This is a genomic window from Legionella santicrucis (assembly GCF_001468135.1).
Classification (GTDB): Bacteria; Pseudomonadota; Gammaproteobacteria; order Legionellales; family Legionellaceae; genus Legionella; species Legionella santicrucis.
This window is the reverse complement of sequence record NZ_LNYU01000006.1, coordinates 1-26,953: the sequence shown is the minus strand read 5'-3', so window position 1 is coordinate 26,953 and position 26,953 is coordinate 1. Positions and strand designations below refer to the sequence as shown.

The following is a 26,953-nucleotide window of genomic DNA, read 5'->3' as shown; positions in this document are numbered from 1 at the left end:
AATTTTTGTGATGTAAAGAGTAAGTCGAGATAAAAAAATTGGATTATAATCTTGATATTTTGTATTGTTTTAATTTAAAATAATAATTGTATTTTTTTACCCATCATAAAAGTAGGTTATAACGTCATGAAAATTACATCTTAAGTAGCCCATCTATAGGGCAAAGTGCACTAAGTCATTTTTGACTTTCTGTTTTTTTTACTGTCCTAAAAGACATGCTTAAGAGTAAATCATGCACCATAAATCGATTCAACTTAAAGACATAAGTCTTATCTATCCACACAAAACCTGTTTTGAAGCCTTTAGTGATGAAATCCATTTTGGTGATCGCATTACATTGATTGGTCGTAATGGATCAGGGAAATCAACATTATTAAAGATGCTTTGTGGTCTTTGTTTGCCTTCTCAAGGTGACATTAAGGTGCCACAAGATGTTCATTTCGGCTATTTACCGCAAGTGATTGAAAGTTTTCCAACCTTAAGTGGCGGCCAAAAGCTAAACCAGTTATTGACAAGAATTTTATCCGAAAATGCTAATGTACTTTTGTTAGATGAACCCACAAATCATCTTGATTATCGCAATCGTCGCTCTTTAATGCGCATGCTCGCACATTATCCTGGAACACTCATTATTGCTTCTCATGATATAGAGTTAATCAATGCGGTTACAAATACCCTATGGCATATTGAGCCAGGAAAAATCACTGCCTTTAAAGGCGATTATTTGGATTATCAGCGCTTGCTTACTGAGCGAAAAACATCCATCGATCAAGAATTAGCAAAACTTGTGTGCCAAAAGAAGGAAATGCATCTTGCATTAATGAAAGAACAAGAACGTACTAAACGTTCGCGTATTCAAGGTGAAAAGAAAATAGCGCAACGTAAATGGCCAACGATTCGTTCTCATACTAAATTAGCTAAGGCCATTACGACTGGAGATAAAAGGCTAAGTCATATTAACCATAAGAAACAACACTTGCTAGAAGAACGTTCCTCACTTTATCAACCTGAGCTGATTAAGCACAAATTTAAATTAAACGGTTTGGAGTATCATAAACCTTTAATAAGAATCCAAGACGCTTCTATTGGCTATGAGGATGGGAATAGGATTCTGGATGATATTAATTTTCATCTTAGTGGCTGTGAACGGGTTGCATTGTATGGGGATAATGCGTCAGGTAAGTCAACTTTTGTCAAAGCGATATTGGGATCTCCTCAAATTAATAGAACGGGTGAGTGGGTTGTGCCTAACTGCACAATTTTAGGATACCTCGATCAGCATTATCAGCATTTAAATTCCGAAGAAACTGTATTAGATTTAACGAGATGCAAAATGCCGCATGCTTCTCATACTGAAATTCGGGTACATTTAAATGATTTTTTATTTCGCAAAAATGAAGAGGTAGAAATCAAGGTCAAAAATCTTTCAGGAGGTGAAAAGGCAAGGCTCTCTTTGGCATTAATTGCTGCAAGTCCTCCTAAATTACTTATTTTAGATGAGATTACTAACAATGTAGATCTAGAAACACGCACTCATATTATTGAGGTATTACATGACTTCCCAGGGGCAATGCTCGTTATATCCCATGATCATGACTTTTTAGAATCCATTCACATTGAAACTAAGTATCAAATTTATCAAGGCAAAATACATCGTTTTAATGATACACATAGAGGTAATGAACTATGAATACTAATTATTTGCCAAATCATTTAGGCAGTTTTATTTGGCATTTTTTAAGACCGTATAAAGCTGTAGTTATTTTATTTATCTTGGTTGCCTTATTCGCGGGATTTTGGGGGCCATTTAATAGCTTGTTAATTAAATCGTTCATCAATACTTTAGCAGTAAAAACGAATACAGACATGTCTTCTTTATATTGGATAGCAGGATTATTGGTGTTGAACTTTATTGTTTTTGACAACGTGACCTGGCGAACGCTTGGTTTTTTGAACTATAAATATGAAGCACGTATTAAAAACCAAATTATTAGCCAAACTTTTGAGTATGTGTTGGGAGGAAGTACGCAATTTTTTCAAGATAATTTATCAGGACGGATCGCTGATCAAATTAAAACACTTGCTGAGAATCTCGAGATTATTTTGCATCGAGTGTCTGTGGATTTTCTTCGTGGCGCCTCACTGTTGGTTGTGTCATTTATTACAGCTTATTCTGTGAATGCATGGTTCTTTTATATTTTATTATTTTGGTTTATTACTTTTGCTTCATTTAGTATTTGGATGTCAGCACGGTTAGTCCAATTGTCTGATGACCATGCAAGTTCTGAATCCCAGCTATCTGGACAATTAGTAGATAGCTTAGCTAACCAGTCCAACGTACGTATTTTTTCCCAAAGAAAATATGAAATAGGGCGGATGAATCGCTTTTTTCATTTGGTGCAACAGGCATTTCAAAAAAAGGAACTTTTTATTGTTTTGTTATGTTGTGCACAAGGTGGAATGATTGCGGTGATGATGGGGTTTGCTTCTTTTGCTTTAATCCACTTGTATGGCAAAGGTCTTGTGAGTATAGGTGATTTTGCTTTGATTCTTGGGCTGTCTATGGAGTTAGGCCATATGATGTGGTACACCATGTATCAAGTAGATCAGTTTAACCAAGCATTGGGTAAGGCTAGACAAAGTTTAAAGGCATTAGTGATACCCCATGAAATTAAAGATAACAATAAGGCTTCTCAATTAATAGTGACTCAGGGGAAAATTGAGTTTTCCAAGGTTAAATTTCATTACCACGGTGGGTATTCTCTTTTTCAAAATAAGTCCGTGACGATTGAAGCAGGTCAGAAGGTTGGTTTGGTAGGGTATTCAGGGAGTGGCAAATCAACGTTTGTGAATTTGATTTTACGACTTTATGATGTCGTGGACGGTCAAATTCTGATTGATGATCAAGACATATCCGCAGTGACTCAAGAAAGTCTAAGACGAACCATTGCGATGATTCCACAAGACCCAACGCTTTTTCATCGCAGCTTAATGGATAATCTACGTTATGGAAGATTGGAGGCTGCTGATGAAGAAGTGATTATTGCTTCCCAAAAAGCACATGCTCATGAGTTCATAAGTCTTTTGTCAGAAGGTTATGATACTTTGGTCGGCGAGCGCGGAATTAAGCTTTCAGGGGGGCAGCGCCAACGCATTGCAATTGCTCGCGCACTATTAAAAAATGCTCCGATTTTAATGTTGGATGAAGCTACCTCACAGCTGGATTCCATCACTGAATCTAATATTCAAGAGAGTCTTTGGGAGTTAATGCAGGGAAAAACAACTTTGGTTATTGCTCATCGTTTATCAACCCTTCTCCATATGGATCGTATTTTAGTATTTGATAAGGGACATATTGTTGAAGACGGTACACATACTGAATTACTAAAGCTTGGTGGTTTATACAAAACTTTATGGGATGCCCAGGTAGGTGGTTTTTTGCCGGATAAAGAGGATGATGATAAAGAATCTTTAAGTAATGGGGAGTGAACACTAACTAAAGCTGAACTTGGAAAACAATGTATTCATTGACGATACCTATTAAGAACTCACTGTAATTTGTTCATGAAATAGTTCAGCCTATTCAAGAGAGAGTAAACTATGTCAGATAAGCAAGAGCAACGACTCATCGAAGTGCGTTCTTATGATGCTCATTGGCCTATGCATTTTTTACAGGAAGCAGAGCGGATTAAAAAAGTTTTAGGTGATAATTGTATTGAAATTTATCATATAGGGTCAACATCAGTGCCTGGTTTAGCTGCAAAACCAGTCATCGATATGATTCCTGTTGTTTTGGATATTAACAAAGTGGATAGTGCCAATCCCAGTATGGAAATGCTTGGCTATGAAGCAAAGGGAGAATACGGTATTCCTTTTCGCCGTTATTTCCAAAAAGGAGGCAATCAAAGAACACATCACGCCCATGTTTTTGAGCTTGGCAATCCTGAAATCGAACGGCATTTAAAATTTAGGGATTGGATGAGGACACATCCAGAGGATAGGAATGCCTATGCGTGTTTAAAACAAGATTTGGCACACCAATATCCTAATGACATCACCGCCTATTGTTTGGGTAAAGAGGATTTTATTACAACAATAGATGAAAAAGCAGGTTTTAATGGATTAAGAATGGTTCAGGCGTTAACAACGCGCGAATGGAATACGGCACGCCATTTAAGACAATTTTATTTTTTTGATAAAGCAGGGCTTTCTGATCCTTATACTTGGACTTTTACACATGATGCTCATGTTCATTTTGTTTTATATCAAGGGATTGAAATCATAGGTTACGCCCATGTGCAATTATGGTCAAAAGAGCGGGCTGCTTTACGCATTATTGTTATTGATAAGGTAAAAAGAAATCATTTATACGGTAGCCAATTTTTATCTTTATGCGAAAAATGGCTCAAAAATCAAGGTTATCAAAGTGTGCATGTAGAATCCTCGCCTGATGCGCTTAAATTTTATAGAAATAATGGATATATTGATATGCCATTTGATGATCCTGATGGCTATAAAGGTGATGATCGAGATACCGCTGTGGGGAAAAGATTATGATTCAGCATGAAATAGTTATTAAGTCATTAGAATTAATTGATATTCCCATTCTTGTCGATGCGTTTCAGAAAGCAAACTGGCAAAAACATGCGTCACTGTTTGAAACTTATTATCAAGAACAGCAGCGGTCTGAACGGGTAATATGGTTAGCTTATTTTCAAGACCAAATTGGGGGGTACGTGACTCTAAAATGGATGTCTCAATATGAACCGTTTGCTCATCAAAAAATTCCTGAAATTATGGATTTAAATGTATTGCCTTCTTTTAGGAAACAAGGTGTAGGGAGTACTTTGCTAAAAGTAGCTGAAGAAAAAGCTGCTGTACAACATGACATCGTAGGTATTGGGGTTGGTTTATATGCGGGTTTTGATGGAGGATACGGGCAGGCACAGCGGCTTTATGTGAAATGCGGCTATTGTCCCGATGGTTTAGGAGTTACTTATGGCTATAAACCAACTGTGCCTGGGGAAGTTTATCCTTTAGATGATGAGCTTATTTTATGGTTTACCAAAAAATTAAAATGAGTTCTTATGTTATACTACCGCCATAATTTAGCAGTAGTATGTAGCGCAATAATGTCACGAACAGAACGCCTATTCGATTTAATTCAAATATTACGACGCCATCGACTGCCAGTTAGTGGTAAGAGTCTTTCTGAAGAATTAGGTATTAGCCTGCGTACTCTTTACAGAGATATTGTTACTTTGCAATCCTTTGGTGCACCGATTGAAGGAGAACCTGGTATTGGTTACGTGCTTAAACCAGGGTTTATGTTACCGCCCTTAATGTTTTCAGATGATGAGATTGAAGCAATGGTATTAGGAGCACGGTGGGTTGTCCAACGTGCTGATACACAACTTAAACTTGCTGCCCAAAATGTGCTTGCGAAAATTTCAGCCATTCTTCCTGATGAGTTAAAACGACAACTGGAAACTTCGGGACTCTTAGTCCCTCCGGGAAAATGTATTGAAAGTAAAGATGTTGATCTTATTCTCATTCGTAAAGCCATTCGGTTAGAGCGAAAAGTAGAATTAGAATACCAGGATTTACAAAATAATTATTCGTTACGAATACTGTGGCCTGTCGCTATAGGCTTTTTTGATGAGCTGCGGCTTATGGTTGCATGGTGTGAGTTAAGGCAAGATTTTCGTCATTTCAGAACGGATAGGATACTTCGATTGTCGATTACAGACCAAAAATATCCAGAACGCAGGCAATCCCTTTTAAAAAAATGGCGTACTATCCATCATATTTCTCAAGCTTATTGAATGATGCTGACAAAAACTGACATGTCTCTGCTTTATATTCTCCAGGAGTTTAAAGAATAATAACCAGGAGAAATCATGTTGTTTGACCCAAATTTAGTTCTATTTTATGTGCGCAGTGTAGAGAGTAGTACGAATTTTTATTCGGAGTTACTCAATACACATCCTATACATACCGAGTCCGATTATGTTATGTTTTTATTAAAATCTGGATTACGACTGGGTTTATGGTCTCAAACTTCTGCTGAACCAAAACCTACGATGCTTGGTGGAGGTAGCGAGCTTGCATTTTTGGTTGATTCTGAGCCAACTATTGATGAACTGTTTGTACACTATCAAAATAAAGATTTTACGATAATACAAGCACCAACACATATGGATTTTGGTTACACTTTTGTAACCTGTGATCCAGATGGTCATCGCATTCGCTTTTTTTCAAAAAAATGACCATGAATAAAATTGGTTGGTCTATTGCAGCGGTGATGTATCTTGTTAACAAACCGATATAATTTTGAGACAAAAAGAGCATTGTGGACTATTAATTAAAAATCATCGTGGATCATCGGTATTTGATATGAAAAATTCTCATATAGAATGGGCTATCGGTATCTTAAACGATTTAGGATATGCTCATGAACCCATAAAAACTGAAATAATACTTGATACAGCATGGTCACAGGTGTGTCGTTTTCAAACGAAGTTTGGGTCGGTTTATTTGAAAGAGGTCCCAGCTGCATTGTCATTAGAAGTGAATGTGATTCGATTACTCCAGGAGCAATTTAATGCTCCTGTTCCCCATATACTGGCTCATAATCAGGAGCTTAACTGTTTTTTAATGCAAGATGCAGGCATCCCTTTGCATGACGTTTTTAAACAGGAGTTTAGGTCTAATCTTTTAATTAATACTATGCACGATTACACACTGCTTCAATTGAACTCAGCTGATAAAGTACATTTATTTATTGACTTAGGTGTCCCTGATTGGCGCTTGGCAAAATTGCCAAAACTTTATCACCAATTAATGGCTGAAGAGGAATTATTGGTTGGAGATGGATTAACTCAACAGGAATTAAAACACTTAAAAAGTTTAGATGGAAAATTACAATTTCTTTGTGAACAATTAGCCTGTTTTAAAATTCCTGATACGTTTGGTCATGCAGATTTCCATGATAAAAATATCTTAGTTAATCCACACACGCAGCAAACAACTCTAATTGATTTAGGAGAAGTTGTCGTTACTCATCCTTTTTTCTCATTCGTTAACTGCTTATATCGAGCCACAGAACATCTAAAACTTCCAGTGACTCAATACCAACAGTTACAAAAGGCTTGTTTTAAAAATTGGCTTTCCATAGAGTCGTCAGTTCATCTATTTAAGATTATCGCCATTATTAATCAATGTTGGACGATACATGCAGTGCTAGGAGAGTATCGCTTAATTAAAAGTATTGCATCTACAGCAGCAGAATCTCTTTGCCGTCAAGGGAGATTTAGTTCCAAATTAAGAACTTGGATACAACAATCAGCGACTTTAGGTTGATTGTCTAAGGCGGCTGATGAATTTTAGGTGGTTTTTTTATATTCATTTGGAGTTTGCCAATGGAAACCAATTGTTAACAGATCTTAAATTTTTAATTATTTTCTGCATTCAAAAACGATGCTTGCATCAGTTTCATCAGGTGATGCCTGTCTGTTAAATGCTTTAATCAAACGAACTTCACTAAAACCAACTTCAGCGAGCAAGTGGAGCAGAAAAGAAGGGTCTTGATAAATACGAATTTTGTATTCCTCAACCTCTGTTTGCAGAACACTATTGTTGTCAATGAGTTCGTATTTGCCTATTGAGTAACACACTTCTTCATTAAGGATTGCTAATTGGCTTAGTAATAGGAGTGTTCCATCTTCTTTTGGCCATCTAGAGCCTCTCCAGATCCCTAATTCTTTAGGAACCGCATGGAGTGTTTCTGTTTCGAATACAAAAAGTCCTTTATCTCCCAAGTGTGCATAAATGGTTTTCAATGCCTTTTGTATATTCTTTTTTTCTGTAATGAGACCAAAAGAACCGGTAGGTATAAAAATCAATTGATATCGATCGGATTGATTCAAATTTTCAATAAAATCATACCACACGTTTGGCTTAAGATTTTTAGCTCTTGCTTTCGCATACAATTTTTGGAGCATAGATTGACTTGCATCAAATCCATGCACATCAAAGCCTTCTTCAATTAAAGGTAATAAAAATCGACCAGTACCACACATAGGTTCTAAAATTGCCCCTTTAGCTTCAATAACATAACTTCGGTAAAATTCATATTCATTTTGAGGTGCGTTGGGCTTACTTAAATCGTACACTTCAGTGCAGAGATTTTGATAAGTATCCAGTTTTTTCATTTGTTCCTTATCCTTTTGCCTATCAGGTAAAATAGCCGTGATTTCAGAATGCGTGTGCTCTCCTAAACATATCATATAGTCATTATTTTCTGCTAAGGTTATGGGCTCTGGCATTTTTGCATCTTGTGATGCATCCGAATAATAGCCTTCCCACAAAAATCCTCCATAAGGCTGTAGTATTTTTTCAACTAATCTTTTCAAATGAGCTGCATCTCCTCCTTTAAAGACATGTTTAAAGCTTTCGGAAAACTCTCGTGCTAAATCAGGATTGGCTTGATGCAAATAATGAATGATTGATTTACCGCTGGCACACCATTTATTTTGAGCTCTAAAATAAAACTGTGACAATGCTTCAAAAAGCCAGGATGCGGAGGCGATTTGTTCCTCGTAAGATTTAGGATATAAAATATCTTCTAAGGCATCAGTCATTAAAAAACGCTCCTTATCAATCTGACTTTTATCCCAAGCAGCTGGACCTTGTTTTAAGTAATGATAGGCTTCTTTTCTAATTCCATTTGAAAAATCAGAGCTTGGCATCATCTCTTTCCCAGATAAAATCATCTGAATTGTGCCCGAAATACCGGAATTTTTTCTTGATTCTTCAAAAAAATAGCGGATAGATTCTCGATCATGTACAAATGCATCAATGGGCCAATCTTCATAAATAAAAGCTTCACGATAAGCATTGGGAAGTTTTTCATAGATGATAACCAAATCTAAATCCGAAAATTGCGTTCCCTCTCTTCGAGAAACGGAGCCGGCCCAAAAAACAGCCAGAGCTTCAGAGTAACGTTCATTAATTAATTTTTGAATTGTTTCTTGGGCTGAATGACGCATTAAGTAGTTTTCCTTGAGCTTGTAAACGTCTAGGGATGAATCACTGTCTTTTTATTAAAGTTTAGGCAAAATTCGCTAATATTAATTTGTTTATTGGGACAAAGGATCCTTTCTGGCGATTTTACTTCTAAGCCTTTAACTTGTTCAATAAATAGAGCTGTTCTATAGTTATACATGAACGCACAAAGGAATGGTATGATTAAATTTTTTCTTAAAAGAAATAAACGCATCCTTTTTAGCCTTCGATTTAGTATTCTTTTTATTTTCATTATGTTATTTGTCATTACTACTATTGTTATTGCAGTAGTGCGTTCTATTGCATTTTCAGATGAGTTGACTTATACCTCCTTTTCACTGATGCAGAAGATTTCAAACGTTGTTTCGCGTGAAGTAGATGTAGAGTTCAGGCCTGTAGAACATGCAGGGCGGTTTTCTGCGAAGCTGCTTGAAGGGGGTGTGTTAAAAGATGATACAACACAACTTGTCCCTTATATTTATTATATTGTTAGCACAACTAAGTTAGTGCCAAGTGCTTATTGGGGAAATGAACAAGGCGATTTTATTTATTCACAACGACAGCCTGATGGAACTATTAGCACTGAATTTGTTCTTCGACATCATAAACCAATGTTACATACGATGATATATCGGGATATACAAGGTCGTATTGTGAAACAAATAACATTACCTCCTACCTCTTATGATCCACGTACAAGGCCCTGGTATTTAAAAGCGAAGCAGCGGCACGAATCAATATGGACAGATATTTATATGTATTATCCTGACAAGCACTATTATTCTGCTCATGAGAAGGGCATTTCAGTTGCTGCACCAGCCTATAATAAAGATGGAAAATTAATGGGTGTATTTGGTTTGGATATGAGTCTAGGGTATTTAACGCAGTTTATTACCCATCAAAAAGTAAGCAAACATGGTTATGCATTCATCATTACAAAATCGGGGGATTTTGTCGCTTATCCGTTGTCATCACTTGTTAAACAGCCTTCATCCAGTTTGCAGCCATTAATGAATATACCTGTTATTTCACGACCGTTAATTGATAAATCCATGAGATTTTACAATAAGGCTCACTTAAAACAATTTAATTTAACCTACAAAGATGATACTTATCTCATTAATTACGAACCCATTTTTAGATTTGCCGAACAAGGCTGGCTCATTGGTATCATCGCACCCAAAAGCGATTTTGTGGGGTTTTTGCAACAAATTAATTTTGTAACTTTACTGATTAGTATAGTCGCCTTGCTGTTAAGTATTGTAATTGTGTCGCGCTTAAGCACACGAATTGTTAAGCCAATTGACTATCTTGTACGTGAAACAGAAAAAATTCGTCAATTTGAACTAGAGGGTCCTATTAACTTATCTTCACGCTTGAGAGAAGTGGTTGTTCTGCGTAATGCAATTATCTCTATGAAGCGAGGATTACGACAATTTCAACGCTATGTGCCGAAATTATTAGTACGGCAATTAATTGAATCGGGTGAAGATATTCGTATAGGGGGGGTTAGGAAGCAATTAGTTGTACTGTTCTCAGATATAGAAAACTTTACTTCCATCGCAGAAAAAATGGATCCGACCGAATTGATGGCACAAATATGCGAATATTTTGAAGTATTAACTCAAGTGATTCTTTCGCAAAAAGGTACGATTGATAAATATATTGGTGATTCTATTATGGCATTCTGGGGGGCACCCTTTCCCGAGGAAGCGCCTTGTGAGCATGCAGCTCTGGCCGCGTTACAATGTCAAGCAAAAATAGCGGAGTTGAATGCTAAATGGGTACAACAAGGCAAGTCTAAATTTGTTACGCGCATTGGTATTCATAAAGGTGAAGCTATTGTAGGCAATTTAGGTTCGTTAGAACGGTTAAACTATACTGCGGTAGGAGATACAATCAACATTAGTAGTCGTCTTGAGAATATTAACAAAGTTTATCAAACCCATATTATTGTGAGTGATGTTGTTTATGAAGAAATCAAAGATAGATTTGTTTTGCGAATGCTAGATCGTGTGGTGGTAAAAGGACGTACTACTGCTATTTTTATTTATGAGTTATTGGGGGATGATTTTGTTTCTATTCCATTTGATGTAAAAGCGTATCAAGCAGAATTTGCTCAAGGATTTACTGCTTATACAAACAATCAGTGGCAGGAGGCCATGCTCCATTTTCAGCGCTGTTTTGCTATTTTCCCCAAAGATACGGTTGCACTACTCTTCATTAAACGCTGTAAACAAAAATTAAATATTCGATAAAACAATTTTAGGCATATCTCTTAATTTTAATTATGCAGATGATTCGATATGCATTATAATGACTCACTTTGAAAATAAATTATTATGTTCTCTGTCAAAAATCAATCACAAACCTTATTTGCTAATCCGCTAACTATTTATCCCTTTCGCCAGTATGATCTATTAGAATTTGCCAAACAACGAGGAAATAGAGGGCTTGATGCAGCTGGTGAATGTCACGCGCTTGTTTTGGCATTTTTAAGAGACGATAATACACGGGCTGCACTTAAGGAAAATAATTTAAAAGTGATTTTACCTATTGTTTGTCGGCTTAGCTTTCAACTCAATGGTGAAGCTTATCGTGAGTACGGGTCTGAAAGTCCGGAGTACAATACTTATGAGTTATCAGGTAGAGAGCCAAGACAATTTTATTGTTCTGTTGATTGGAACAATTTAATTGCTTTACTTAAGATGTTAGAGCTGAATCAAGGTGTTGTATTAAAAATAGGGGCTGAAAAAGTTGCAGCTCCCATGCCGCAATCACCCTATCCTACCCATATGTTGGGAATTAAAAAGACTGGCCATGGTGTATTTGAGTTATTTGATCCGAATAAAGGAGTTTATGAAGGCAGTATCAGGGATGTAGCCTTTAAGCTGTTAGAGCTTGTAACTCATTATACCGCTAAATCTAAGATAATAGGGTATACTACTACCCCAATAAAATCTCCGATTATTAATCGTGTTGCGATGTTTAATGATGATTATTCCAATAATAAATTGATCTCAAAGCTATGATACTGAAAAGACTTACATTTGGAGCCAAAAGGGTTTTCTTAAATTCTCTTTTGATTTGTCTATCATCTGAAAAAGCATGAATTAGATCAGTGAATCATGAGTAATTGACTTGTTTACACTATAGGTTGTTTTTTGATATTTTAGCTTATCGCCAGTAAAGCCTGCTCTTTTAATATATTCCCAGAACAAGGTATAAAATAGGCCAAAAATTATATTAATTTTAAACGATTTTATCTTGAAGTCACGTTCCATGATATATAATTGGAACCTGATGGTATCTGATAGTTCATAAATATTAACGGGTCTAGGCGGTAAACTTAGAATTAACGGGAATATAGTCTCAGAATCGTAATTTTTAGCGAGTTTTGCTAAAAATACATTTGCGCAAATTTTGCCAATTTTTGGTTGTTGAATTAAATCATATCGAAAATCTATGATGTCATGAGCAATCTGAATAAGTTCACCACCTTGAGTGGCTTTAGGATATATGAGTTTTAGTGCCGAATAAGTTAACCCTTTATTTTGAGCAATAAAATCAATAATTCTTGGATCTTTTTTTATAAAATGTACTAACAAAGCCAGGTAAGCGCCGGATATCTCAATATTAGCGGCCGCAATTTTTTCTCTTAGCTTCGTATTCTGTTTGGAATTGTAGTGCAGCGTTAATCGAGCTTGTAATGCTAATCTATTGGCAAATAAATTGCAGAATGCATGTAATTCTTTTTTTGTAATTAACCTGTGCTCAATAAATTGATTAAGCACTAATAAATCATCCTGATCTAATAGTTTTTTCAAAAAGGAATTTAAGCTAATGCCCAAAGACGCATCCCCTAAGGCGATGATCATTTCAGGTGATGCAGTATCTATAATATCATCTAATTTGCTGAAAAGTTTTTTTAAACGGTAAAAGTACAAAGCTTTCCGAAAAATTAACCAATAATCTCTAGGATATAAACGCATTACAGAAAGTATAATCGCTAAACTTAAGGGATATTTTATCAAACGGTTATGTGCTAATGTGTAGACCCAGAGTGACAGGCAAGGTATATTTCTCCAATAGTATATAGATTTTGAAAAATACTTAGCTAAAAGTAACTGACTAACCATTATAGCAAATAAAATTGCTGTCATAATCAATATTAATTGTGAGTAGGGCGCTAACGCATGAATTAAGTTTTCATATATGCTCTGCATTGAGATTCTTAATAGGTTAGTGGTAAGTTAATCAATACAAACGCTGGGAGTTAATGTCTTTGGATCCCAAAGTATTTCAAACAGTGGCTCTAGAGCAAGTGACACTTTAATAAGCTTAGTTTGAAATTCTTAATAAGTCTAGAAAAGAAAAGCCACTGTTTTGACATCTTTGCATATGAATCATGAGCGATGCGCTACTGTCCTATTTGTTTCGGCGGTATGGCAGGAATATTGTCAAAATCACATTTACAATCACCCGTTGATTCTGGAGGAAGTGGTACTTGGGCGAAATCAGAAGAATAACATACTGAGACATTCCAAGCTGAATCACCAGGATTGATAGCACTTGGCATAGGCCAAAAACGTTTAGAATTATATGTCTTATCTTTATCACTTTCCCAAAAAACGGGAGAAAACCGTGCACGAAACATTAAACTCTCAGCTGCCGAACAGGTAAAAGTTTCACGTACCCAAGATTTTCCAGCAGGTACGGTTGGTGTTAATAAAACTTTTTCTGTTGCCGCATCTATTACTTCTACAGTTACATTATATTTAGTCCAACAATTATCCTTGACTAACGTATAGTAGCAAGTAAAAGCCCACAATGGGGAGGAAGAAATGAAGCTTAGAGTAAAAATAAAGAGTCGTGCTAACATGATTCAATCCTTTCATTAATTAAGAGCTGTTAACTATTTGTTTCTATGCTTTAAAACGGCGTTTTCATGAATGAAATGTTAACAGAAAATTCGAGCTGATTCTGGAAAAAGCCCATTTCACCTTTTGAAGCAAAATTAGCGTCAATTATTGGTAACGAATTTTCATTTTAATTGTAGCATATTTATATTTTCTCTGATTTCTTCAGTAAATCCGATTTTTAAATGAAATAAAAAACTAAGAGATTACTGAAACCTTTTCAAGAAACTCTATGGTTACTTTAAAAAAACAATTTATTTTGGAATTTTTCAATTATTGACTTTATAAGAATAAATAAGCGCAATAATACTGCAATTAGCGGATAATTGTGTTTATATAAAAAAAATAAAAACAATAACTTACTTGATAATTTGTTTATAAAAAAGTAGGGTTGCTTTTTTGTGAATCTAATTCTAGAGAATATATTTTTTTAGATCACTGTGCGCCATATCTATTGACGATGTTATAATAATATGCAATATAGGTATTTAATTTTCAATTATTTTAAAATAAGTATTTTCAAGGGTCGTTTGTTATGGGTCAACATGCCAAAATTTCATTGTTTAGCGCAACAGCACTTTCTGCTACCGCTATGGTTGGATCAGGGTGGCTTTTTAGCGCTCAATTAAACGCTAAAATTGCAGGAAATTATTCTTTTGTTGCATGGATTTTGGCGGCATTATTAGTTATGGCGGTTGGATTATGCCTTGCACAAGTTGCATCAATTTATCCAGTTCGTGGAGCAACTGCTCGTTCTAGTGCATTGTCTCATAATAATATTTTTGGCATGCCTTTTGCTTTTGCCAATTGGTTTGGGTTAATGGTGACTATTGGTACAGAAGCTCAAGCGACTACACAATACTTAGCTGCCGCAATCAAAAGTGATGTTTTAATGACGGAACATTCATTAACTCTTTACGGTAAATTATTTGCATTGAGTATCTTAGTAATTTATTTATTAATTAATTACTTTGGTATTAAATTACTCGCCAAAATCAATAATACGGTTACAGTAATTAAAATTCTTAGTCCGATTTTTACTATTATTGTTTTTTTAATTATGCGTTTTGATACGAGTAACTTTAGTTTGGATACAAATTCCCAATATGGAGTAGGTTCTGCAATTACTGCGATCATTTCAGCGGGTTTAATTTATTCTTATAATGGCTTCCAATTAGCGGTGGCTTTTGCGAGTGAAATAGAGAACCCCAAACGGAATATTCCTTTATCAATTGTACTTTCAATTGTTATTGTGATGTTTGTTTATATGCTATTGCAATTAGCTTTTATGGGGGCTGTGCCTCATGATGTGTTAGCTAGTGGCTGGAGCAGCCTGAATTTTCATTCGCCCCTGATTAATTTAGCAATGCTATTAGGCGTGAACTTTTTAGCAATGATCCTAATCGCAGATAGTATAGTGAGTCCATCAGGTACAGGGTATTCTTATTTAGGTGGGGCTTCTCGAATGTTCTACGCTATGGCCAAAGAAGGTCAAATGCCCAAAAGAACGATTACTAAATTACATCCGCGATATAATCTATGTCGTCGCTCGTTACTGATCAATTTTACTTTAACGGCAATCTTTCTTTGGAATTCAGACAGTTGGGCTTCATTAATGGTAATTGTTACAGGTTATCATCTAATTGGATATATGGCAGCACCAATTAGCATGGGGGCTATAAAACCCAATACCAGAATATTTGGGATAATCGTCTTTTGTATCCTTGGGCTCATGATGAGTACTTTGCCTGCTGCTGATTTTCTAAAAATGAATCTATCTATCTCTGTTTTGATGGTAATTTACGGAATAATACAGATCACAAGGAGAATGAAAGTAACCACATTATTAGTATTATCAACACCATTTCTGACTTATTTGTGGTTAATTTATTTTTATCAAAATATTTATTACATTCTATTAACATCAGCTCTTTTTTATGCACTGATTACACATAAAGAATACGTCAAATTATGTAAGGAAACTCAATTGATGACTGAAGATGATGAAGTTGCGCTCAAGGTCAGTCAAAACCAAACCAGCGCCCAACCCATTAATGAAGTGTATCAGCAATAAGCATGAATAGTACTCTTTTTGTTATAATACAGAATACTAGGTAAATTAATCGAGTCATTCTGGAGTTTACGACTAAGGATTTCTTGAATTTGTGGCGTACTTATAAATACCTCGTCTTTGCCATATATCCAGGATCTCCTTTGTATCTGCTCAGACAATGGTAGCGGAGGTAGGGGTGAAGTTTTGGGAATAATTCTCAGTGTTCGAAAGAATGCCGTCCTGCGTGAGCGCTGTCTCTATTGTAGCTCGATTCTTGATGATTTGAGTGTAAAAACGTCAGATGCATCCTTTTGGTATAGGCGAGGATGTTTATAACGGTAGTAATATTAAAACTGTAAGATATATTTATTATAATTTTTGATGTATTGATTCGAGAGTTCATATTGCAATAAGGCGTGATTAATTGACTGTAATAATGTATTGTTATTTAGATTCACCGCGATGCCCAAACCATAGCCATAGGGTATAGGGCTACCTACAGTTTGGACTTCACTTGATGAGTTTGCTGCCCAGTAAAGTGCGGAAGGATTATCCATAATCACAAAATCAATTTTTTCATTCTCCAATGCTTCTAACATCTCTTCAGTGCTATGAACACCGTAAAATGGAACAATGGTGGGATCTTTTATATCCATTTCTTTCAATTCGCTTTCAAAGATAGAATCAGCATCTACTCCAATCCGTTTACTATTTAAAAGAGCTAAACGAAATGGTTGATGAGCATAAATATGGTTTGTAAGAAATCTAGAATAGCTTAATAAGTAGGGATTACTGAAATTAACCAATTTTAAACGTTCCGGAGTGATCGAAATCGCATTAATTGCCATATCAATCTCTTGTTTATTTATTGCTGGAAGTAATTCATTGAATCTCATGGCATGAAAAGTGCAAGTGCGATGCATGATATTACAGAGTGCTGTTGCTGTTTCGATATCAAAACCAAAGAGATCATTATCCGCTCCTTGCATGATGAAAGGAGGATAAAAATGTCCTATTCCTACTCTCAAAGGTTGATCTTGTGCTTGAACGGTAGCACTGAAATAAAAGAGTAAAAATAATAAACCTTTAAAAAATTTCATTTAGTATCTTCTTTTACGGTATGTATATTTAAAATAATAAATTAAATTGACAAAAATGACATCGTCAAGTTTCTATTATTATATGAATAATTTAAAAAATTAAAGAAAAGTATTGAAGAAAATAAAATATTTATTTTGATAATCAAAAGAAACCGATTTTTTAGTCTACGCGTAAATGTGAATAAAGATAAAAATTATTTCGTTTACATTTATTTCTAATAAGAAAAATGAATATTCTATTGTTAATAATACCCCATAAAGAACATTATTTTTGCTTAATGTTTTCTTAATAATTAATTCGTAAAATAAGAATTCATTTTTCTTGGTGGTTATTATGAAAACGAAAGTAGAATATGGTACTGGATTTACTTTAACTTATGAGGGGGTGCAATTTACGGAGGAAGGAATTCAATATAGTGATAAACCTTTAAGTAAAATAATAGAGCATGAAGACGGGATACCACCAAAAACGTTCCAATTTTGTGAAGATTTTAATAATGTAGGTGCATTAATCATGCGTTTTCATTTTGGTCAATCACAACGTAGTGCTTCCTTGACTCAAGTAGTTCGTAGTAATTATAAAGATTATGCAATTGATAAAGTAGGAGAAGGGGCTGATCAAACTGATTTTTTTGATGTCCCTAAAGATGTTTCTAAGGTTATAAAAGATAATTTAAAACTTCATCAACTTTCTTCTTACCCTTTGGGCGAAGCCAAAATACTTAACCGTTTAACTCAGGCGGTTTATGAGCGAAATTCCATGATTTGTGGGGAGCAGGGATTATTTGGTACCATTCATACAGCAGTTTGGCAGCCAGTTCTATCATTACCAGGTTTGTTGACAAAAAATAGTTTTGTCTATGTTCCTTGTTTACTAGATATAAGTCCAACAGAATACAAAGAAATTTCAGAGGCTCTTCAAAAAGGTGATTTTTCATTGGATGAAGGTAACACAAAACTCATTGTAAAAAAGCGTACTATTGATCTTAGCTCTCTTTCAGATATTAAAATTCAGCCTCAATTGGAGGAGGGATTAACTTTTCAAAATAATGGATTATTAGTGACTTCTAAAAAATCCAAAGCAGAGTCTGCCCCACTTGGATGGATAGTTCATTTTCCCAGCAAAAAGGCATTAACACAGGTTGATACGGAAGACTTGATGAAGCTTATTCGTTTAGCTGAAGGCAAGTTTCATCAACTTACTCCTTTCCAGCAAAAGATATTAATGTCTGGGCGATTAGAAGATAATGAGCGTGTGCGTGTGATCCAAAATCGCCAACTCAACGTCATGCTCTCAATCTTTGCTACCTTAGAAAAAGAATTTGATTTTGATCCAACTTCGTTAATGAGCAATGTTTTGAAACAAATTGCAAAAGCTACTCGGAAATCCATTGAAGAAACAAATGTCCTGGATGATTTTCTCACTGGTATTATACAGACAGCTATGATTCAACATTTAGTAGTCACTCAAGGAAAAAGTAAAAGAACAGAACTTCCTGTGGCGTCTCAGTTAAGTTTCAAGACAATTGAAAATAATGCTAAAGCGCTGGCCTATGCATTTAATATGAAAGATGGAAATGGAGTACCTGTTCTGCATCCTAATGAAAAAGAGTGTTTTTATCAGGATAAAGAGCTTCCTGATTTAGGAATCAAAGGGGAGTTATTAGCACCAAGTTTAACAGACAGTAGACACTGCGCTGCATTACTTTCTACTGCAATACTTGTTGCTGAGCAAATTACTCACTTCTCTTTTCCAAGAGGGTAATGAGGAATATGCTCAGGCCCTTAAATCGTTACTTAAGACATGTCAAGGCGAAAATAGTCTGAATGCTTATGAAAATTTATATTGCCTAGCATCCAAATGCAAAAAGACAGATGAAGGTATGCCACTGTTGGGATTACAATATGAGCATTGTGCTGAATTAATCACCGCGCTACGTTCTTATATAGGAACAGATATTTTAATTGATTTGGCATCACAACTAGGTACAGAAGGACATTCAACCCCAGAAAAAATAGTGGAAAATATTCCTCTTCATGTTCAAGACGCGCTGATAAAAAGCTTAGAAAAATTGCATATAATATGTTCAGACTTACAGAACTTATCAGGGATATCTGCTGCCAAGGTAGGTTCAGGAGGAGCGGTTTTGGGAACGTCGTTAATTATTGCAAAACTTTTCCCTGAGCTGGCAAAGTCGCTCAAGATTAATGAAATTCACGCGGTGAGCTTAGCTCTTAAAACCGATCTAGAAATAGACAAAAAACCTGTAACTCCTAAATTGTTTGTTTGTCCATATCTTAAAGCGAAGCAAAGAGCGTACAATGCACCAAGTAAAAATAGAAATACTTTTTTCATAGAAAATAAGGTTAAAACAACACCTGGAAGAGAGCTTAGTATAAAATCTGAGATGGGACATGAGGGTTCAAGTTCTAAACAAAAATCATCATCTTGGTGTACTTTTTTCGTAGGTGCAACAATTACTGCCCTTGGAATAGGTGGTACACTTTTGGCTTTAGGGTTTCGGTAGTTAATGTGGATTCGATATAAATAATGATATTTTTTATGTCGAACTGTTTTATTGAGCACTGATCCCATACCCTTATACCAATGCAATATGTATTTGTTCAGGGCATTTGGTGAAAGGCTTTATTTGGCGCATATTGCGCGAGATTCAGCCTTTCGGTGCATGGGGCGTGAACGCTTACTGCGATATATCCCTATCTTTGATAAGGGATTTTACGGGATCATTGAGCGCTTCATGGTCGTTTTTAAGATGATGATTTAGGCGTATAGCCTGCAGGCGTTTCTGAACCTTCTCCAAAAAAGTATTTTTGCATTTCTTCTTTTAAAAAATCACGTGCCTTGGCTTCCATTAAATTCAAGCGATATTCATTAATAAGCATGGTTTGATGACTTAGCCACATATTCCAGGCTTGTTTTGATACCTCATTATAAATTCGTTCTCCTAATGGTCCTGGGAAGGGAGGTTTTAACATGCCTTCAGCATCTTGTTTCAATTTACAACAATGCACTATTCTGCTCATATTTGTCTCTTGTTCATAACAACGTGTTATAGTTTACGTGTTATTTGGCAATTTTGTACTGAAAATTACTTTTTATTTTTAGTCAGAACGATGTTTCGCCTGGGCTAATAAAATATGTTGTGAAAGAATTTGTTCCTGCTCACTTGTTAACTCATTAAATGATACTGCAGTACGGTAGGTATGTTCAGTTTGATATTGACTGTAAACTACAGTGCTTTCAATAATGATGGGTATCATTTTAGGTTTGGTATAAATCACTAATTTTAAACGTGTTTTCTCTTTAATAAGATCAGGAGTTTTAAATGCCATCCCTCCTAAACTTATATTGACTTTACGTAAATGAATTGTATTTGTCATGAGCATTTGTCGCGATAAATAATCGATTTTTGCATTGAGTAGATTAAGATAATGAGCTATGGTTGGCTCTTTGAGCGCTATAATTTGGGTTAGCTCTGCCATTTCATAATCAATTTCTTGAAAATAATGGGCTGCTTCTAGGTACCGTTGTCCATTTTTCCCTAAGAGTTGCTCCACAACTGCTCGATCGGGACATAACTCTCCCGGCTCCATAATTTGATAATTAAAGTAGATATGATCTTCTACCCGGAAATGCTGACGTCTTTCATGTATAGGCATAATAGCTCCATTTACTACCTTTTAAAGTACAAATTAGCTTACTTAAACTAAAGAGAGAGCATAATTTGTTCTTGTTCATTAATTTCCTCAGTATTGGCTACAAACGGTTCTTTTATAAAAGTATCAAGTCCTTTTTCAGGTTTATTAATAATTATAGGATCAACTTGATTTAATTCACCATATTGTATTTGTAGTGCTAATAAAACTGTAAAAGATTTAGGGGTACGTAATTTATATATTGTTTTTTCTACTGTATTTGATAATTCGCGACTTTCTTGTAATGCTTCAATATAATTTTTTGTGTTATTGATTCTTTGAATGCACTCATCCAGAAAGCATATAAATTGAGAATCACTAATCTTGTCATGTTTTATTGCTTCTATAACTACAGCATTAAATCCCGATACTCTATCCAATTGCAATGCAGCAATAAATGCATCATTTAATTGAGCTGGAATTTCTAATACAGGCATAAGTTTCTGCAATTGTTGTTGGGCGTCAAAGTAGAATTTTTTTAGTACGTGTTTGCAAAATCCTTTATCATAAGCTGTTGCGAGGTATGTTTTGAGTTGATTTTCTGTTTCAGTAATGAGTACTATTTTTTCATCCTTAGAACTCGTGCCACAATTCATTTTTGTACTATAGGAAGTAATAGCATTTATCACGCGAGTTCTGTTTCCCGCATTATAAGCTTCTTTAATGAGGGTTAAATCCATAAGATCTATGTAGTTAGTGGATGAATCTAGAGCTAATTGATGTTCAGGATGAAGTAGACTTTCAGTTAAACCCATCAATTGTTCTTTACTAATCAGTATGCTTTTAACTGAATTAAGAACTAGCGAGTCACTTTTGCTTCGGCGTTTAATAAACTCAACCATAGCTGTAGGAATTTTGTCATCAAAAGTAAGTTGAATATAGCCATTGTCCAAATCATCTACTTTTTTAAGCGTGTTGAATTGTCTGTATGTCCATGGGTTTTTATAGGGACGCCCATCATCGCTAAATAAGATTGGATTATGTATCAGTTTTTCGAAAATTAATGCTTGTCTTATCTCTATAGAACTCACTTCTCCGGTTGTTTGAGGAAACAAATTTTCAATTGTTTTTATACGTTCTTGTATTCTTTCTTTAAGTATCTCAGCATCTTTTTCAAGAATTATTAAATTGTTTAACTGAGTAGTGAGTTGGTTATTTTTTTCATAATTCAGATTTTTTTTAAGTTTGCATTGAATTTTAGTTATTTTCTGATGATGTTGCCATGCAACATGATTCACATACTGAATGAGTTTGTCCTTTAGATTTTTGAGTTGCATGATGCTTTCAAATTTGGAATTGAATGATGAATCTTCGATAAGAGTACGATTACGCCCTATGCCATGGCGGGTATGTTTGCGAAGAAATTCGCCTGGTATTAAGCAAAGGCGTGAATCAAGAATGAATTTGTCAGTACTCATCACTGATTGATCAAAAATAAAAAGGGATTTTCCTTCCTTTAATGCTTTGTTTTGACAATTACCGCCTATCGTATCAGGATCACTACATATATAAAATAAGGGGAGTGCTTTGCTGAAGTCATCAACGAAACAATCAGCCTCTAGTCCCTCACCTATAGGTTTAATCGTTGAATAATGGGTGTAAGTTTTACCACTTAGCCACGATGTAAATGTTTTTCCTGAAGCGAAATCGCTTAATAAGCGTATATCGGAAAAAAGAATAAATAGTGCTGGATAATTATTATAACTAATTGATGTCGTAATAGCCGTGTCTAGTCCCAATAGGCGAGAAATATTAAGTGCTATGGCTTCATGTTGAACCTCTCTAATATCATCGCGCTTAGGCAATTTGATTATAGCCTCAGTACAAAGCTTATATCGCTCTCTTTCAGCATAATAATTCTCTATAAGAAAGTGCTCTGAGCATTCACAGAGATTGCGTAATTGCTTTTTTACTCTCTTTAAGCTGACTAAAGGGATTTTTTCTGTAACGCCACCTATATCTTCTGCTAGCGTACAGTAATTGAGCATAGAGCCATCGTCTCGAGAGATACACATTTGTTTTAATTCATTAATGTTCTTCAGATCGTGTAGCACTGTTAATTTTTTTCGTATTTGTTCTTTTTTTGAGTTGTTATCAAGTAAGAGTATTTCTGCTTGTAATTGTGACATGTGTACGCTGATTTGCGAGGTGCTTGATGCATCAAAAGTTATCGTTTCAGGAAAATCTTGTACTAAAGTATATAATTTTGCCCTGCTGTTTAAAATTAATTTATTTAATTCTGGCTCTATTTCAGTAAGCACTTTAGCTGATCGCGCATAATAATTATCATTTGGTAATGCAACGATATCATGTGCATTTAATGTGTAACGTATACCTTCTTCAGCTTTTTTAAGACTAATTCTTTTTAATATAGGAGGAAAGCCTGGTTTAAAAGTAGTGGAGTATTTAATGATGCCACAAAATTCTCGCCATTGGTTTGGATCTGTTTCGAGCGTTTCAAAATTAAATAGGCCATTTTGATAGCGTTCAATATGTTCTAATAAAACATTCAGATCAGCGTAATTTGCTAAATCTTGATCTTTTAGATCTGTTGTAACAGGATTTTCGCTTTTTTCGGTTAAAAAGCGTTTTATAATCCTATTTTTTTGCCCCAACTCCATTTGCCTGTATCCTTGTGAAAAAATTAATCCAACTTGCTTATAAATATAGACAATTTTGATGCTTTTGGTCAAAAAGAATTAAAAATTGCTTTAAGATTAAGATTTATTACAACATAAAAAATAAAGGAGCAATGGTTTTAGTTAATTACTGAGAAAATTACTACTTAAACAGCTTGTTTTATGCTTTAATAGCTATTATTACCAGCTCAAAAAGGTTCGTCATGACTTTTGTAGTAACAGAAAGTTGCATTAAATGTAAGTATACTGATTGTGTTGAAGTTTGTCCTGTTGACTGTTTTTATGAAGGGCCTAATTTTTTGGTTATTCATCCTGAAGAATGTATTGATTGTGCTTTGTGTGAACCGGAATGCCCTGTGAATGCAATCGTTTCCGAAGATGATTTAACGCCCGAACAGCAGCAATTTAAAGAGTTAAATGCGAAGCTTGTTAGAAACTGGCCTAATATTACATCTAAAAAAGATGCTCCTTCGGATGCTAAAGATTGGGAAGAGGTTAAGGATAAACTTCAATATCTACAAGAAGAGTGGTAGAAATCACTTCACTTATTCAATCATGTCAGCGAGCTCTAGGAGAGAAAGGTCGACTTTCTACAGCGATCCCTGGATTTATAGCGCGTGCGCCACAATCCGATTTGGCTGTGGCGATTGCTGCAGCAATAGAGGAAAAATCTACTCTGGTAGCTGAAGCAGGAACTGGAACAGGTAAAACATTCGCTTATTTGTTACCCAGTTTATTAAGCGGAAAAAAAACACTCATTTCTACTGCCACTAAAACGTTACAAGATCAACTCTATCAAAAAGATTTACCGACCTTAGTCAGGGCATTAGGATTATCAGTGCACGTACAAAATCTTAAAGGTAGAGCAAATTACATCTGTGAATATCGTCTTGAGCTCTATTCTGAAGAAGGGCAATTTCAAAGCCCGCAGTGTGCGCATGAAGTGGCCCATGTCCGAAGCAAACTCTCTCAAATGAAAAATGGTGATCGTTCTGAATTACCCGAGCTTAGTGAGGACTCTCCAGTTTGGCCCTATGTAACATCAACAATAGATAATTGCTTAGGTGTTGAATGCCCTAATCATGAAACATGCTTTCTGGTTAAAGCACGTAAGAGAGCGCTAGAGGCAGATGTAGTAGTGATTAATCATCATCTTTTTTTTGCTGACTCACGTCTAAAAGAAGAGGGATTTGGTGAGTTATTACCAGGAGTTGATGTCATTATTTTTGATGAGGCACATCAACTTGCTGAAATAGCGACTCATTTTAATGGAGAGCGAGTTGGTACGCGACAATTTCATGATTTATTGGATGATCTTATTAGAGAATGGCCTGTTTTAGATCTTGCAAATCAACCCTTAAAAGTTTTAAGCCATAAAGCAGATAAGTTGATGGATGAATTATTAACAAGTTTACCTTCGGAGGAGCGAGTAAGCTGGGAGGAAATAAAGCGAAATAAAACATTTATGAACATATGGTCTCGTTGGTTGGCATTGAAAGATGAGTTAATGGAATGTTTCAATAAGATCTCTCTTTCTGAGTTTCCTGGCCTTGGACGTTGTAAAGAGCGATTAGTCGATTTTGCCAGGATTTTATTGATTTTCACTGAAGAAACTAACGATAAAATTAGATGGTTGGAACGTTTTAAACATACTTTAGTTTTTCATGCTACACCCTATGATGTTGCTAAGTCGTTTAGCGAATTACTAAAAAGACAATCTTGTACTTATATATTTACATCTGCAACCTTAACCATGGCGGATTCTTTTGATTGCTTTTGTAAGCCTTTAGGGCTACATGGAGCTCAGACTTTAGTATTGCCTAGTCCCTTTAATTACCAGCAACAAGCATTATTATATTTTCCAAGAGGATTGCCTGATCCTAAGAGTGCTACTTATAATGAATTATTAATCAAACGTGCTATTCCACTTATCGAAGCATTAGGTGGACGCAGCTTTTTTTTATTTACCAGTCACAGGTCTTTAAAACAAGTTGCGCAAATTATATCCAACAATTTGAATTATCCCTTACTTATCCAAGGAACAGAGGCAAAACCTATTTTATTAGAACGTTTTAGACAATTAGGAAATGCCGTTTTGTTAGGAACTTCAACATTTTGGGAAGGAGTTGATGTAAAAGGAGAGGCATTATCTTGCGTTATTATTGATAAAATACCTTTTTCTAGCCCTGTAGATCCTGTAATTCGTGGTAAAATGACTTATTTGAAGGAAAAAGGATTATCTGGTTTTGATGAGTTATCTTTACCAAGTGCAGTGATTGCTTTAAAACAAGGAGTGGGACGTTTAATTCGGGATAACACCGATAAAGGGGTATTGATGATCGCCGACCCACGACTTACTGGTAGAGAGTATGGTAGGCGAATATTAGCAAGTTTACCACAATTACCAAAAACCCGAGATGAGCAGAAAGTACTTCAATTTATTAGAGAATTAGAGTTGACCAATGAAGCTATTAGCGATTGATACATCGACTGAAATAGCCAGTATAGCATTGCTGACTGGAAAAGAGTTACTTTGTGAAGAACAAAGCAACCCTAAAACACATGCACAATTTATTTTACCTATGATTGATAAATTAATGGTAAATGTTGGTTTGCAAATGAATCAGCTTGATGGCATTGTATTTGGACGTGGGCCTGGGAGTTTCACTGGCTTGCGTATTGCTTGCAGTGTTGCAAAAGGATTAGCTTATGCTCATGACTTGGAATTAATTCCAGTAAGTAATTTAGCTGCTATAGCTTGGTTAGCTCGTCAACAAACTCAGGGGGTACATCTACCTGTATTAACAGTATTAGACGCGCGCATGCATGAAATGTATTGGGCGTATTTTGCCAAAGATCAATGGATGGCAGAGGAAAAGGTCAATCCAGTACATGAAATAAGTATACCTGAAGAGCAATCTGTAATTCTTGCGGGAGTAGGAGTGGATTTATATTGGGAAGATTTTACCCCCAAGACTAAATCACTAGTCAGTAACAAATTGTTTCTCAATCCTTCTGCCGCTGCTATGATTCAATTTGCTCAATTTTCTGCATTAAAATCTGTTTCGGCAGCTGCGGCACACCCTATATACATCCGAAATAAAGTCACTTAGGAGTCTTCCATGGATAAAAAATTATTGGAAATATTAGTTTGTCCTTTATGTAAAGGAAAATTACAGTTAAAAAAACAAGAACTAATATGTAAGTTTGATCGGTTGGCTTTTCCTATTCATGATGATATTCCTGTACTGTTGGAGCATGAAGCTCGAATTATCACCTTGGAAGAAAAAGATAAATTATAAAAAACGTATAACCGCTTAATATCCTAACAAGGTTTCAATGATTATTTGAAACAGGGGACAATTACGTTCGTAATAGGTCACTGGTGATTAGCAAAAACCAAAGATTTTTTCCCGGAGAAATGATCCATCAAAATCTGCGAGCAAACATCAAAGGCAT

At 35.4% G+C, this 26,953-nt stretch carries 23 protein-coding genes; 16 read left to right on the top strand and 7 right to left on the bottom strand.

What is annotated here, in order from left to right; genetic code table 11:
- Nucleotides 1-232: 232 nt before the first annotated feature.
- The 7 genes from Lsan_RS01315 (at nucleotide 233) to Lsan_RS01285 (ending at nucleotide 7,362) form a co-directional block, all read left to right on the top strand.
- Entirely contained in the window at nucleotides 233-1,690 is a 1,458-nt protein-coding gene (locus Lsan_RS01315; protein WP_058512741.1) for an ATP-binding cassette domain-containing protein, read from the top strand.
- Nucleotides 1,687-3,489 carry an ABC transporter ATP-binding protein gene (locus Lsan_RS01310; protein ID WP_058512740.1) on the top strand — a complete coding sequence of 601 codons (1,803 nt, stop codon included), beginning with the start codon at nucleotides 1,687-1,689 and terminating at the stop codon, nucleotides 3,487-3,489. Before Lsan_RS01315 ends, Lsan_RS01310 begins: the two co-directional genes overlap by 4 nt.
- A gap of 111 nt (nucleotides 3,490-3,600) precedes the next feature.
- Complete coding sequence (locus tag Lsan_RS01305; RefSeq protein WP_058512739.1) at nucleotides 3,601-4,557, top strand: bifunctional GrpB family protein/GNAT family N-acetyltransferase; 957 nt, start codon at nucleotides 3,601-3,603, stop codon at nucleotides 4,555-4,557.
- Nucleotides 4,554-5,081, top strand: coding sequence for a GNAT family N-acetyltransferase (locus Lsan_RS01300; protein ID WP_058512738.1), 528 nt, complete (start codon nucleotides 4,554-4,556; stop codon nucleotides 5,079-5,081). The genes Lsan_RS01305 and Lsan_RS01300 overlap by 4 nt, the downstream gene beginning before the upstream one ends.
- A gap of 51 nt (nucleotides 5,082-5,132) precedes the next feature.
- Nucleotides 5,133-5,825: a helix-turn-helix transcriptional regulator gene (locus tag Lsan_RS01295; RefSeq protein ID WP_058512809.1), complete on the top strand. Its 693-nt coding sequence runs from the start codon at nucleotides 5,133-5,135 to the stop codon at nucleotides 5,823-5,825.
- A gap of 75 nt (nucleotides 5,826-5,900) precedes the next feature.
- Nucleotides 5,901-6,269: a VOC family protein gene (locus Lsan_RS01290; protein WP_058512737.1), complete on the top strand. Its 369-nt coding sequence runs from the start codon at nucleotides 5,901-5,903 to the stop codon at nucleotides 6,267-6,269.
- A 127-nt stretch (nucleotides 6,270-6,396) separates the two neighbouring features.
- Nucleotides 6,397-7,362, top strand: coding sequence for an aminoglycoside phosphotransferase family protein (locus Lsan_RS01285; RefSeq protein ID WP_058512736.1), 966 nt, complete (start codon nucleotides 6,397-6,399; stop codon nucleotides 7,360-7,362).
- Nucleotides 7,363-7,457: 95 nt separating this feature from the next.
- Here Lsan_RS01285 and Lsan_RS01280 read toward each other — a convergent pair whose 3' ends face one another.
- A complete protein-coding gene (locus Lsan_RS01280) occupies nucleotides 7,458-8,213 on the bottom strand; it encodes a class I SAM-dependent DNA methyltransferase (RefSeq protein ID WP_058512808.1) in 756 nt (251 codons plus the stop codon).
- A 1,032-nt stretch (nucleotides 8,214-9,245) separates the two neighbouring features.
- Here Lsan_RS01280 and Lsan_RS01270 point away from each other — a divergent pair.
- Together Lsan_RS01270 and Lsan_RS01265 are read left to right on the top strand one after the other, a co-directional pair.
- Nucleotides 9,246-11,324 (top strand): adenylate/guanylate cyclase domain-containing protein, encoded by a 2,079-nt coding sequence (locus Lsan_RS01270; RefSeq protein ID WP_058512734.1) that lies wholly within the window; start codon nucleotides 9,246-9,248, stop codon nucleotides 11,322-11,324.
- Nucleotides 11,325-11,408: 84 nt separating this feature from the next.
- Complete coding sequence (locus Lsan_RS01265; protein ID WP_058512733.1) at nucleotides 11,409-12,098, top strand: hypothetical protein; 690 nt, start codon at nucleotides 11,409-11,411, stop codon at nucleotides 12,096-12,098.
- Nucleotides 12,099-12,179: 81 nt separating this feature from the next.
- Here the strand turns inward: Lsan_RS01265 and Lsan_RS01260 are convergent, their stop codons facing one another.
- Both Lsan_RS01260 and Lsan_RS01255 read right to left on the bottom strand, forming a co-directional pair.
- A complete protein-coding gene (locus Lsan_RS01260) occupies nucleotides 12,180-13,292 on the bottom strand; it encodes a hypothetical protein (RefSeq protein WP_058512732.1) in 1,113 nt (370 codons plus the stop codon).
- 194 nt (nucleotides 13,293-13,486) lie between these two features.
- Nucleotides 13,487-13,948 (bottom strand): hypothetical protein, encoded by a 462-nt coding sequence (locus Lsan_RS01255; protein WP_058512731.1) that lies wholly within the window; start codon nucleotides 13,946-13,948, stop codon nucleotides 13,487-13,489.
- A 572-nt stretch (nucleotides 13,949-14,520) separates the two neighbouring features.
- Here Lsan_RS01255 and Lsan_RS01250 point away from each other — a divergent pair.
- A complete protein-coding gene (locus Lsan_RS01250) occupies nucleotides 14,521-16,059 on the top strand; it encodes an APC family permease (protein WP_058512730.1) in 1,539 nt (512 codons plus the stop codon).
- A 326-nt stretch (nucleotides 16,060-16,385) separates the two neighbouring features.
- On the opposite strand, the gene Lsan_RS01245 is transcribed toward Lsan_RS01250, so the two are convergent.
- A complete protein-coding gene (locus Lsan_RS01245) occupies nucleotides 16,386-17,138 on the bottom strand; it encodes a transporter substrate-binding domain-containing protein (RefSeq protein WP_058512729.1) in 753 nt (250 codons plus the stop codon).
- Nucleotides 17,139-17,472: 334 nt separating this feature from the next.
- On the opposite strand from Lsan_RS01245, the gene Lsan_RS01240 reads away from it, so the two are divergent.
- Together Lsan_RS01240 and Lsan_RS22795 are read left to right on the top strand one after the other, a co-directional pair.
- On the top strand, nucleotides 17,473-18,903 hold the full coding sequence (locus Lsan_RS01240; RefSeq protein WP_237762004.1) for a hypothetical protein: 1,431 nt from the start codon (nucleotides 17,473-17,475) through the stop codon (nucleotides 18,901-18,903).
- Nucleotides 18,863-19,666 (top strand): hypothetical protein, encoded by an 804-nt coding sequence (locus Lsan_RS22795; protein WP_237762003.1) that lies wholly within the window; start codon nucleotides 18,863-18,865, stop codon nucleotides 19,664-19,666. Before Lsan_RS01240 ends, Lsan_RS22795 begins: the two co-directional genes overlap by 41 nt.
- Before the next feature lie 241 nt (nucleotides 19,667-19,907).
- Here Lsan_RS22795 and Lsan_RS01235 read toward each other — a convergent pair whose 3' ends face one another.
- The 3 genes from Lsan_RS01235 to Lsan_RS01225 form a co-directional block, all read right to left on the bottom strand.
- Entirely contained in the window at nucleotides 19,908-20,183 is a 276-nt protein-coding gene (locus Lsan_RS01235) for an oxidative damage protection protein (RefSeq protein WP_058512728.1), read from the bottom strand.
- Nucleotides 20,184-20,261: 78 nt separating this feature from the next.
- Complete coding sequence (locus Lsan_RS01230; protein WP_058512727.1) at nucleotides 20,262-20,819, bottom strand: PilZ domain-containing protein; 558 nt, start codon at nucleotides 20,817-20,819, stop codon at nucleotides 20,262-20,264.
- Nucleotides 20,820-20,866: 47 nt separating this feature from the next.
- The gene (locus Lsan_RS01225; RefSeq protein ID WP_058512726.1) at nucleotides 20,867-23,476 is read right to left on the bottom strand and encodes a hypothetical protein; all 2,610 of its coding nucleotides are present in this window, start codon (nucleotides 23,474-23,476) and stop codon (nucleotides 20,867-20,869) included.
- Nucleotides 23,477-23,697: 221 nt separating this feature from the next.
- Here Lsan_RS01225 and fdxA point away from each other — a divergent pair, with 221 nt between their 5' ends.
- The 4 genes from fdxA to Lsan_RS01205 are packed head-to-tail and all read left to right on the top strand — an operon-like array spanning nucleotide 23,698 to nucleotide 26,796.
- Entirely contained in the window at nucleotides 23,698-24,027 is a 330-nt protein-coding gene (fdxA, locus tag Lsan_RS01220) for a ferredoxin FdxA (protein ID WP_058512725.1), read from the top strand.
- Nucleotides 24,021-25,976: a DNA repair helicase YoaA gene (locus Lsan_RS01215; RefSeq protein ID WP_058512724.1), complete on the top strand. Its 1,956-nt coding sequence runs from the start codon at nucleotides 24,021-24,023 to the stop codon at nucleotides 25,974-25,976. The genes fdxA and Lsan_RS01215 overlap by 7 nt, the downstream gene beginning before the upstream one ends.
- The gene (tsaB, locus tag Lsan_RS01210; protein WP_058512723.1) at nucleotides 25,957-26,607 is read left to right on the top strand and encodes a tRNA (adenosine(37)-N6)-threonylcarbamoyltransferase complex dimerization subunit type 1 TsaB; all 651 of its coding nucleotides are present in this window, start codon (nucleotides 25,957-25,959) and stop codon (nucleotides 26,605-26,607) included. The genes Lsan_RS01215 and tsaB overlap by 20 nt, the downstream gene beginning before the upstream one ends.
- Nucleotides 26,608-26,616: 9 nt before the next feature.
- Nucleotides 26,617-26,796, top strand: coding sequence for a Trm112 family protein (locus tag Lsan_RS01205; protein WP_058512722.1), 180 nt, complete (start codon nucleotides 26,617-26,619; stop codon nucleotides 26,794-26,796).
- Nucleotides 26,797-26,953: the final 157 nt, after the last annotated feature.

Coding starts and splice junctions, on each gene's coding strand:
- Lsan_RS01235 (WP_058512728.1), bottom strand. CDS start 20,183: ATGAGCAGAATAGTGCATTGTTGTAAATTGAAACAAGATGCTGAAGGC.
- Lsan_RS01245 (WP_058512729.1), bottom strand. CDS start 17,138: ATGAAATTTTTTAAAGGTTTATTATTTTTACTCTTTTATTTCAGTGCT.
- Lsan_RS01305 (WP_058512739.1), top strand. CDS start 3,601: ATGTCAGATAAGCAAGAGCAACGACTCATCGAAGTGCGTTCTTATGAT.
- Lsan_RS01295 (WP_058512809.1), top strand. CDS start 5,133: ATGTCACGAACAGAACGCCTATTCGATTTAATTCAAATATTACGACGC.
- tsaB (WP_058512723.1), top strand. CDS start 25,957: ATGAAGCTATTAGCGATTGATACATCGACTGAAATAGCCAGTATAGCA.
- Lsan_RS01240 (WP_237762004.1), top strand. CDS start 17,473: ATGAAAACGAAAGTAGAATATGGTACTGGATTTACTTTAACTTATGAG.
- Lsan_RS01280 (WP_058512808.1), bottom strand. CDS start 8,213: ATGAAAAAACTGGATACTTATCAAAATCTCTGCACTGAAGTGTACGAT.
- Lsan_RS01300 (WP_058512738.1), top strand. CDS start 4,554: ATGATTCAGCATGAAATAGTTATTAAGTCATTAGAATTAATTGATATT.
- Lsan_RS01250 (WP_058512730.1), top strand. CDS start 14,521: ATGGGTCAACATGCCAAAATTTCATTGTTTAGCGCAACAGCACTTTCT.
- Lsan_RS01225 (WP_058512726.1), bottom strand. CDS start 23,476: ATGGAGTTGGGGCAAAAAAATAGGATTATAAAACGCTTTTTAACCGAA.
- fdxA (WP_058512725.1), top strand. CDS start 23,698: ATGACTTTTGTAGTAACAGAAAGTTGCATTAAATGTAAGTATACTGAT.
- Lsan_RS01285 (WP_058512736.1), top strand. CDS start 6,397: ATGAAAAATTCTCATATAGAATGGGCTATCGGTATCTTAAACGATTTA.
- Lsan_RS01255 (WP_058512731.1), bottom strand. CDS start 13,948: ATGTTAGCACGACTCTTTATTTTTACTCTAAGCTTCATTTCTTCCTCC.
- Lsan_RS01260 (WP_058512732.1), bottom strand. CDS start 13,292: ATGCAGAGCATATATGAAAACTTAATTCATGCGTTAGCGCCCTACTCA.
- Lsan_RS01205 (WP_058512722.1), top strand. CDS start 26,617: ATGGATAAAAAATTATTGGAAATATTAGTTTGTCCTTTATGTAAAGGA.
- Lsan_RS01230 (WP_058512727.1), bottom strand. CDS start 20,819: ATGCCTATACATGAAAGACGTCAGCATTTCCGGGTAGAAGATCATATC.
- Lsan_RS01315 (WP_058512741.1), top strand. CDS start 233: ATGCACCATAAATCGATTCAACTTAAAGACATAAGTCTTATCTATCCA.
- Lsan_RS01310 (WP_058512740.1), top strand. CDS start 1,687: ATGAATACTAATTATTTGCCAAATCATTTAGGCAGTTTTATTTGGCAT.
- Lsan_RS01290 (WP_058512737.1), top strand. CDS start 5,901: ATGTTGTTTGACCCAAATTTAGTTCTATTTTATGTGCGCAGTGTAGAG.
- Lsan_RS01270 (WP_058512734.1), top strand. CDS start 9,246: ATGATTAAATTTTTTCTTAAAAGAAATAAACGCATCCTTTTTAGCCTT.
- Lsan_RS01265 (WP_058512733.1), top strand. CDS start 11,409: ATGTTCTCTGTCAAAAATCAATCACAAACCTTATTTGCTAATCCGCTA.